The sequence below is a fragment of the Romboutsia sp. genome (genome assembly GCF_035470145.1).
GTDB lineage: Bacteria > Bacillota > Clostridia > Peptostreptococcales > Peptostreptococcaceae > Romboutsia_D.
This window is the reverse complement of sequence record NZ_DATIRC010000202.1, coordinates 1-7,573: the sequence shown is the minus strand read 5'-3', so window position 1 is coordinate 7,573 and position 7,573 is coordinate 1. Positions and strand designations below refer to the sequence as shown.

Below are 7,573 nucleotides of genomic sequence, written 5' to 3'. Positions count from 1 at the left end.
ACAGAATTTCCAAAACTTATTTTATCATAGGATTCTTTGTATTTGTATTTTGTATATTAGTTGGAACTAATTTTCATATGATGAGCAAATCAAAAACCCAAATATTAAATCCGGATCTTAGTACTAAAGAATATAGTTGGTACTTTAATCCTAGAAGTGATGGCAAACAACCTGAGCCAATAAAAGAAGTTAACTTTTTTAAAAAATATAGTTCTTACTATGTTGGAAATCACAATGAAAAGGTAATCTACTTATCTTTTGATGCCGGGTATGAAAATGGGACTACCGAAAGTATACTTAATACGTTAAAAAAACATAATGCTAAAGCTCAGTTCTTCGTAGTAGAAAGCTATATAAGAAATAATCCAAATTTAATTAAGAGAATGGTAAAGGAAGGCCATTTGGTTTGTAACCACTCTAAAAACCATCCTTCTATGGCTCAAATTACAGATTTTAATAAGTTTAAATCTGAGCTTATTAGTGTAGAAGATTCTTATAAAGAAGTTACAGGAAAAGACATGCCTAAATACTTCAGACCTCCTATGGGTAAATTTAGTGAACAATCTTTAAAATATACTCAAGATTTAGGTTATAGTTCAATATTTTGGAGCTTCGCTTATGTAGACTGGTATAATGATAAACAACCTACTCATGAATATGCAAAGGAAAAGATATATTCAAGAACTCATCCTGGTGCTATAGTTTTACTTCATCCAAACTCTAGGACTAATACAGAAATACTAGATGAAGTATTAACTCATTGGGAACAAGAAGGATATAAATTAAAAACATTAGATTACTTAGTCAAAAATAATAATACTAAAAACTAATTTTTATAATAAAAGATATAGGATTTTCACTTATTCTCCTATATCTTTTATATACTTCATTTATGCATCTACTACTATACTTCTACCTCTAAAATTAGCTACCCAATACGGTTTATAAATACTTTGCACTTCTTTTATATTAATATTTTGCAAGTTAATCTTATCTGTTAAATTACTTTTAGACTTCTGTCCTAAAAAATGCATTATCTCATTTTTTACACCTTCTATAATATAGTCTTCTTCTATCTTAGCTTTTTTTATATAACTTTTTGTTACATATCTTTTTGTTGTATTTGGTATGGTATCGATAGATTCAGAATATCCATTGTATGTATTTACTAGCATAGTTATATAGTGCTTCTTTATTTCATGTCTAAACATTTTATTAGTTTTCTCCTTGCTTATTACTTCATAGTTTAATACCTTAAATTCTATGTATTCTAGGTGTATATCTGTTGCTACTGTATTAAATTGAGAAACTTTGCTCATTAACGGCATTTTGCTTAATATATATTTTAAAGCTTCTTTTTTACTTTTACTTATTTCAATAGCTTCTATTCTCATAATACCCTCCCCTGGCGAGTTTTACCTTTTAGTAAATTATATTAAAGTATCCTATTATTTCATGTATGTACATATAAAAAATACATAACCTAAGTATTATATTTTTTATGTAAAAGGATTGATTATATATGTCATTTAAATTTTTTTCAATTTTATGTATTTTATTAATAACTTTTATTGGGTTAGGTAATATTTGCTCAAATGAATTTTCAAAAAATAACTTATTAAATGAAAAAACTTTAGAAGCTAGTGCTGAAGATGTCACTCCACCAACTATAAGCTTTACTTCTCCTGCTAAGTGTCAACAATATATAATTTCTAAACCAACTATAAAAGTTAGTTATTTTGATGAAAGTAGTATAAATACTTCTTCTGTAAAATTATTTGTAAATTATAATGATGTAACTAATAAATCTACTATATCTGAAAATGAAATTTGCTACACTCCTGAAAATAAATTTATAAAAGGTCCTCAAATAGTTAGGTTAGAGGTTTCCGATTTATCATCAAATAAAAACACTACATCCTTTGAATGGTATTTCATTGTTGGTACACCTATTTACAATCATTATAGAGGATTGTTACATGCTCATACTAGTGCTAGTGATGGACACGGTACGTACAGTGATGCATATTACTTAGCTCGAGACAAAGCAAATTTAGACTTTTTTGCTATAACAGAACATTCTAATATGTTAGATAACAATCTTGAATGTACTATTGAAAATGCTTCAGCCAGCAATAAATGGAATAAACTTATAAAATATAAAAATATGTTCACTTCAAAAGGAAAATTTATAGCCCTTAATGGATTTGAAATGACTTATCCTTACAATATAGATAATCCTATAGGCCATATAAATATATTTAACTCTGATGGCTTTGTTTGTGCTGAACAACCTGATATGGATTTAGATAACTTCTATAACTTAATTTACAATCAAGATGATTTGATAGGGCAATTTAATCATCCTTGTGATAAATTTGGTAAGTTTAATAATTTAAAGTATTCACCTTATGGTGATTCTGTTATTTCGTTAATAGAAGTTGGTAATGGATATAATAATGATATGAATAAAAATATAAAGTCTTACGATATGTATCAATTAGCATTAGATAATGGATGGCATCTAGCACCAACTTGTAATCAAGACAATCATAGAGTTGACTTTGGTATAGCTAATGAATTTAGGACAGTTATTTTATCTACAGATTTATCTAAAGATGCTTTATACGATTCCCTCAAACACATGAGAGTTTACGCTACTGAAGATAAAAACATAAAAATAGACTACACAATAAATGATTTACCTATGGGGTCTACAATAAGTAAAAGTTCTAAACTTAGATTTTCTATAAGTGTAATTGATAACGATTCTGAAGATAAAATAGAAGAAATTCAAGTTATAAGTAATAAGGGTAAAATGATAAAAACTAAAAAATTTAATTCTAATTTGGCAAAGGTAGATTTTAGCATTAAAGCTTCAAAAGATAGATTCTATTATGTAAAAGTTATTCAAAGTAAAAATAAAACTTCGGTAACTGCTCCAATATGGATAAAATAATATTTTATAATGAAATTCTTTACAAGAGGATAATCTATAACGTCTTAACAATATAAAAAGATGATGGAAGTTACTCTTCCATCATCCACTGTATATATACACCTATCCCACATCTAGGATCTTTACATATTACATGTGATAATGCTCCTATTATTTTTCCATCTTGAATTATTGGACAACCACTCATTCCTTGAACAATCCCTCCATAATTTTCTATAAATTTTTTATCAATCACTTCAAATTCAAATCCGTGTATACTAGGTTTATTTTGTTTATTAACTTTAGTTATTTTTATTTCATATGCTTTTTTAACTTTACCAATTTCTTCCTGTATTAAAAGTTGAGCTATCCCTTGTTTTACTTTTTCTTTTTTACCTAATTTATATATTTGTTTATTTGTTATTTTTTCTCCTATTATTTTTCCTTTCACTCCAAAATCATTGATTTTATTTATAGTACCTTGACTACCATAAATTTTTTCTCCATACATATTACCTACTTCATTACCATTTGACTGTTTTATCTGTTTTGAGTTACATAAAAATATATTTCCACTTTCTAATATTATATTACTATTTTGTGTAAATTCTATATTATGACCTACAGCTCCAAAAGATTTATCTATAGGATTTATATAAGTCAATGAAGCTGAAAAAGGAACTTCCTCTATAAAATAACTTGGGTTTAAATCTTCCTTATTTAATTTAAATGTTTGTTTTTCTCCATTCCTTAACACTGTTATTTTTATTTCATCATCATCATTCATATTTAATCTTATATTTAATATATCTTTTCTTGTTATGTCAGTTATGCTAGTTTTATTTAAGATTCTTTTTAATACATTTCCTTCTATTTTTTCAACTAAGTCTTGATTCTTTATCTTAAGTTTTCTATCTTCCTGGACTTTTATTATTAATTTATCACTTTTTATGTTTAATTGTAAAAGTTCACCTCCTACGATTAATTCTGAAGGTAAATTATTATTTTTTTGAATCGAATAAATATAATTTGGAAATAATAGTACTAATAAAAAAATAATTAAGGAAATTATTTTAATGTTAATCCTATTGGATTTTTTCATTTTATGTCTCCTTTCCTATCATATTTTATTTATTGTTTATTATTATATGTAAATTAAAAACTTATATGATGGTAAGTACTTTATTATTGTAAAATGTTTGTTCCTACTTGAATTTTTTTCTTTAAAATTTATTTATATTTGTATTTACTGTAGTATTGTTTCTTCAATGTACTCTTTTTCTTCTTTATTGTTATCTTCATCTCCGTCATTATCTTTATAAAGTAAACTTATAATTTTACCGCTTATACTGACAGCAATTATAGAGAAAAGTACTTGTTTAAGATCTAAGTACACCAATGATACTAAAAGAACTATACCATCTGTTATTAGATAAATATGGTTAACCTTTAATCTTGTAAATTTATTTACTAAAAGTGCAATTACATCGTCTCCTGCTGATGCACCTCCACCTCTTACAACAAGTCCTACTCCGATTCCTACTCCGATTCCTGCTAATATGCTAGCTAATAACATATTATTCATAAGATTAGGTACTAAAAAACCTATACTTTCCCATATTATATAAGTTATAGAAAATGTAATCGTAGACATTATTGAATATAATAAAAAACTTTTTCCAAAGAATTTACTTCCTACTGCAAATAAGGATAAATCTATTATTAGACTTGTTATTGATGGAGATATATCAAATATATTTTTTATTAAAAGTATTAAACCTAATACTCCACCTTCGGTTACACTATTTTGATAATTAAAGTTATAACTTCCAAAAGATAATATAGATGCTCCTAAAATTATTAATGCAACACTTTTTGCAATTTGTTGTTTCGACCGCAAAATATCACTCCTAATTCATTTTGTATAAACTGCAATAAATTTATACTTACTATATTATATACCTTAGTATAATACTAAGGTATATTCTTTATTTATTTTTCCAATTATGTAAATGTATTATTGTTATATAATTTTTATATTTTTCACAAACTATACTAAATTTACTTTTAAGGAGGTACTATTATTATGGAAAAACAATCCGGCAACTGTGTATATGAAATAGCTCATGTATCAGAAAAAGAAGAAGCTGCTATAAAAAAGGCTGAATCTGAGCTTAAAAGCTCTACTGGAAAAGACTTTGTCGTTATAGCATGGGAGAAAAAATAATATTTTCTTTAAAAATGAATAAAAATTTCACCTTGCTATGTCCTTAAATCATATTAATATAAACTTATTGCTTAACATAGCAATTGATACTATAAGACACCTATAGCATTTATGCTTATAGGTGCTTTTGCTTAAATGTGTAATTACTCTAATTTAGTATAAAAAACGTTCCTATAACTAACAGAATAGCTCCTATATATTTGTATAAATGCATGGTTTCATGTCCTAAAATAGCACTATCAATAAAAAATCCTATTAACATTTGAGAAACCACTATTAAGGTTAGTGTCTTTGATACCCCTAAACTTGGTACTGCTCTAACAGTAAAGTATATTACAAGCCCACCTAATATACCTCCAATTAACAGCTTTGGATTTATATTATTTATATTTATTAAAGACTTTAAGTCGCCTGTCACTAATATACTTATCAAGAAAAATCCAGCTCCTACTATTAAGCTTATAAATGTTGCTATTAATGCTGTTGTATTTTTCCCTAGTTCACCATTTATAAATGCCTCTATCGCAGTAGAACTACCTGCCAAAATCGCACATAATACTGCCTCTATATATGACATTTCTTCGCCTCCTTTAATATGCTTATTACTAATTTTATGATACAAGCTACTTATTAATAACCGTATCCATTAAGCTGATTCATTTTTAAAATTTTATGTTATTCTTTTTAGTATCTTACTTTGCATTGAATATTTTTATATATGTCTTTATATATTATAAAATTCCAATCATTTTTATATAAATCTATTTCATTTTAATTTAAAGTATTTAATGATATCAATTTTTTTGTTATAATTACTTTAAATTTAATATATAATTAAAATTTATGAGGTGAAAAAATGTCTCAAATATTTAATATCAACTTTAGTAATATGTATAAAAAAGAAAATTCAACTAAGCTTATAATAATGGGGACTTTATTGCTTGCATTAGGTATTTTATCTTTTTTGTATGAAGGTATCGGAATTAAAATAGTTTCTTGGACCTTAGCCGTAGTATTATTATTTATTGCTTATTTAAATCTTAAAAATATTAATGAACTTAAACGATATGCTACTAAAACTGAAATTGCTCCTTTTACGAGTATACAATTTATACTTTTATTTTGTGCTATTTTGTTAACTTTATTTCCAAATAAAATTCAAGGGCTTATCTCTTCCATATTAGGTATCTATTATATATATTCTCAATTATTAAGAATACTTAAAAGTAGAAATAATCCTTATTATAAATTAGGATTTGGGAGTATATTTAAATTAATATTTTGGTTTGTCTTGGTATTATCACCATTTTTCTTATCTAGATTTATTGCATCAATATTATCATTATTGATAATATTATTAGGTGTTCATTTATTGTCTACCGGTAATAGACTTAAAATCTAAATTAGCACTCTATTTATTGCTATTTCGAGTAAAATTAAATAAAAATGTGTTACTTGTTTTTTATAAGCAACACATTTTTTATTTTAATACTGTTTTATAATTATATTTATCTATACACACTTGTATCTATATGTTTTTCATAAACCTTATTTCCATCTTTATCATATCCATAAAGATATGTATTTGCAGTTTTTCCACTTGCATATCCTACAGGCTTATACTCTATCCCTTTAAGTGTATCTTTGTTTGACCAAAATTCTATAGTTAATTTCCCTCCTGTAGCATGAGTATTTATAACTATAGGGTATTCATAATTATTCTTAAATTTATAATCTATACTTCCAGATGCTAATGTCGCATCAAGTCCTCTTGGTACATAACTAACAGGTTTTGAATGGTTTCTTCTCTCTGTTGGTAATATTCCTGCTTTTAATTGTGTGTTGTATAAAGTCGATGAAACCTGACATACACCTCCACCTATTCCTTGAACAAGTTCTCCATTACTTATAACGGGCGCATATGTATATCCATTACTTTGAGTTACTGGGCCTACTGCTTCTTCATATGAAAACTCATCCCCTGGCATTAAAAGGTAATCATCTATTTTTTTTGCTGCTGTCTCTACATTACTGCCTCTTCCTCCACCTGGACCATATATTGTTGAATATGTTGATATTTTATAATTTACTTTTTTTAAATTTTTCACATTTATTTTAGGATTATCATCTATATATTTACAACTTATTTTTATGTCCTCTCTATATATATTATTGTCTTTCATACATTTTTCTATAGTTGCTAAAAACACTTTAGTATCTAAGTTTATACCCTTTTTTCCATATTCATATTTAATATCATTTCCATTTATTATAACCTTAGGTTCCTCACATTTTTCACTAGTATCTTTACTTATTTTCATTGCTTTTTCTTTTAAAATAGATTTGTTCAAATCAATATCTAATTTATAATCTATACTTCCAGATGCTAATGTCGCATCAAGTCCTCT

9 protein-coding genes are annotated in these 7,573 nt (G+C 25.9%); 4 read left to right on the top strand and 5 right to left on the bottom strand.

Annotated features, from left to right (window positions below; translation table 11 throughout):
• Positions 1 to 5: 5 nt before the first annotated feature.
• Positions 6 to 830: a delta-lactam-biosynthetic de-N-acetylase gene (gene pdaA, locus VLM92_RS08565; RefSeq protein ID WP_334309499.1), complete on the top strand. Its 825-nt coding sequence runs from the start codon at positions 6 to 8 to the stop codon at positions 828 to 830.
• Positions 831 to 890: 60 nt separating this feature from the next.
• On the opposite strand, the gene VLM92_RS08560 is transcribed toward pdaA, so the two are convergent.
• Positions 891 to 1,394: a hypothetical protein gene (locus tag VLM92_RS08560; RefSeq protein WP_325275922.1), complete on the bottom strand. Its 504-nt coding sequence runs from the start codon at positions 1,392 to 1,394 to the stop codon at positions 891 to 893.
• A gap of 128 nt (positions 1,395 to 1,522) precedes the next feature.
• On the opposite strand from VLM92_RS08560, the gene VLM92_RS08555 reads away from it, so the two are divergent.
• A complete protein-coding gene (locus tag VLM92_RS08555) occupies positions 1,523 to 2,959 on the top strand; it encodes a CehA/McbA family metallohydrolase (RefSeq protein WP_325275921.1) in 1,437 nt (478 codons plus the stop codon).
• A gap of 70 nt (positions 2,960 to 3,029) precedes the next feature.
• On the opposite strand, the gene VLM92_RS08550 is transcribed toward VLM92_RS08555, so the two are convergent.
• Together VLM92_RS08550 and VLM92_RS08545 are read right to left on the bottom strand one after the other, a co-directional pair.
• Positions 3,030 to 4,040 carry a SpoIVB peptidase S55 domain-containing protein gene (locus VLM92_RS08550; protein ID WP_325275920.1) on the bottom strand — a complete coding sequence of 337 codons (1,011 nt, stop codon included), beginning with the start codon at positions 4,038 to 4,040 and terminating at the stop codon, positions 3,030 to 3,032.
• A gap of 144 nt (positions 4,041 to 4,184) precedes the next feature.
• Entirely contained in the window at positions 4,185 to 4,838 is a 654-nt protein-coding gene (locus VLM92_RS08545) for a YitT family protein (RefSeq protein WP_325275919.1), read from the bottom strand.
• A 186-nt stretch (positions 4,839 to 5,024) separates the two neighbouring features.
• On the opposite strand from VLM92_RS08545, the gene VLM92_RS08540 reads away from it, so the two are divergent.
• Positions 5,025 to 5,165 carry a hypothetical protein gene (locus VLM92_RS08540; RefSeq protein WP_325275918.1) on the top strand — a complete coding sequence of 47 codons (141 nt, stop codon included), beginning with the start codon at positions 5,025 to 5,027 and terminating at the stop codon, positions 5,163 to 5,165.
• A 148-nt stretch (positions 5,166 to 5,313) separates the two neighbouring features.
• Here VLM92_RS08540 and VLM92_RS08535 read toward each other — a convergent pair whose 3' ends face one another.
• Positions 5,314 to 5,742 carry a DMT family transporter gene (locus tag VLM92_RS08535; protein ID WP_325275917.1) on the bottom strand — a complete coding sequence of 143 codons (429 nt, stop codon included), beginning with the start codon at positions 5,740 to 5,742 and terminating at the stop codon, positions 5,314 to 5,316.
• A 312-nt stretch (positions 5,743 to 6,054) separates the two neighbouring features.
• Between VLM92_RS08535 and VLM92_RS08530 the strand changes: the two genes are divergently transcribed.
• Complete coding sequence (locus VLM92_RS08530; protein ID WP_325275916.1) at positions 6,055 to 6,567, top strand: hypothetical protein; 513 nt, start codon at positions 6,055 to 6,057, stop codon at positions 6,565 to 6,567.
• Positions 6,568 to 6,673: 106 nt separating this feature from the next.
• Here VLM92_RS08530 and VLM92_RS08525 read toward each other — a convergent pair.
• The coding region (locus VLM92_RS08525) for a VanW family protein (protein WP_325275915.1) at positions 6,674 to 7,573 on the bottom strand (900 nt) is incomplete at its 5' end.

Bases quoted from the DNA above. Each gene is read 5' to 3' on its own strand.
- VLM92_RS08560 (WP_325275922.1), bottom strand. From the start codon at position 1,394: ATGAGAATAGAAGCTATTGAAATAAGTAAAAGTAAAAAAGAAGCTTTA.
- VLM92_RS08555 (WP_325275921.1), top strand. From the start codon at position 1,523: ATGTCATTTAAATTTTTTTCAATTTTATGTATTTTATTAATAACTTTT.
- VLM92_RS08550 (WP_325275920.1), bottom strand. From the start codon at position 4,040: ATGAAAAAATCCAATAGGATTAACATTAAAATAATTTCCTTAATTATT.
- VLM92_RS08540 (WP_325275918.1), top strand. From the start codon at position 5,025: ATGGAAAAACAATCCGGCAACTGTGTATATGAAATAGCTCATGTATCA.
- VLM92_RS08535 (WP_325275917.1), bottom strand. From the start codon at position 5,742: ATGTCATATATAGAGGCAGTATTATGTGCGATTTTGGCAGGTAGTTCT.
- VLM92_RS08530 (WP_325275916.1), top strand. From the start codon at position 6,055: ATGTATAAAAAAGAAAATTCAACTAAGCTTATAATAATGGGGACTTTA.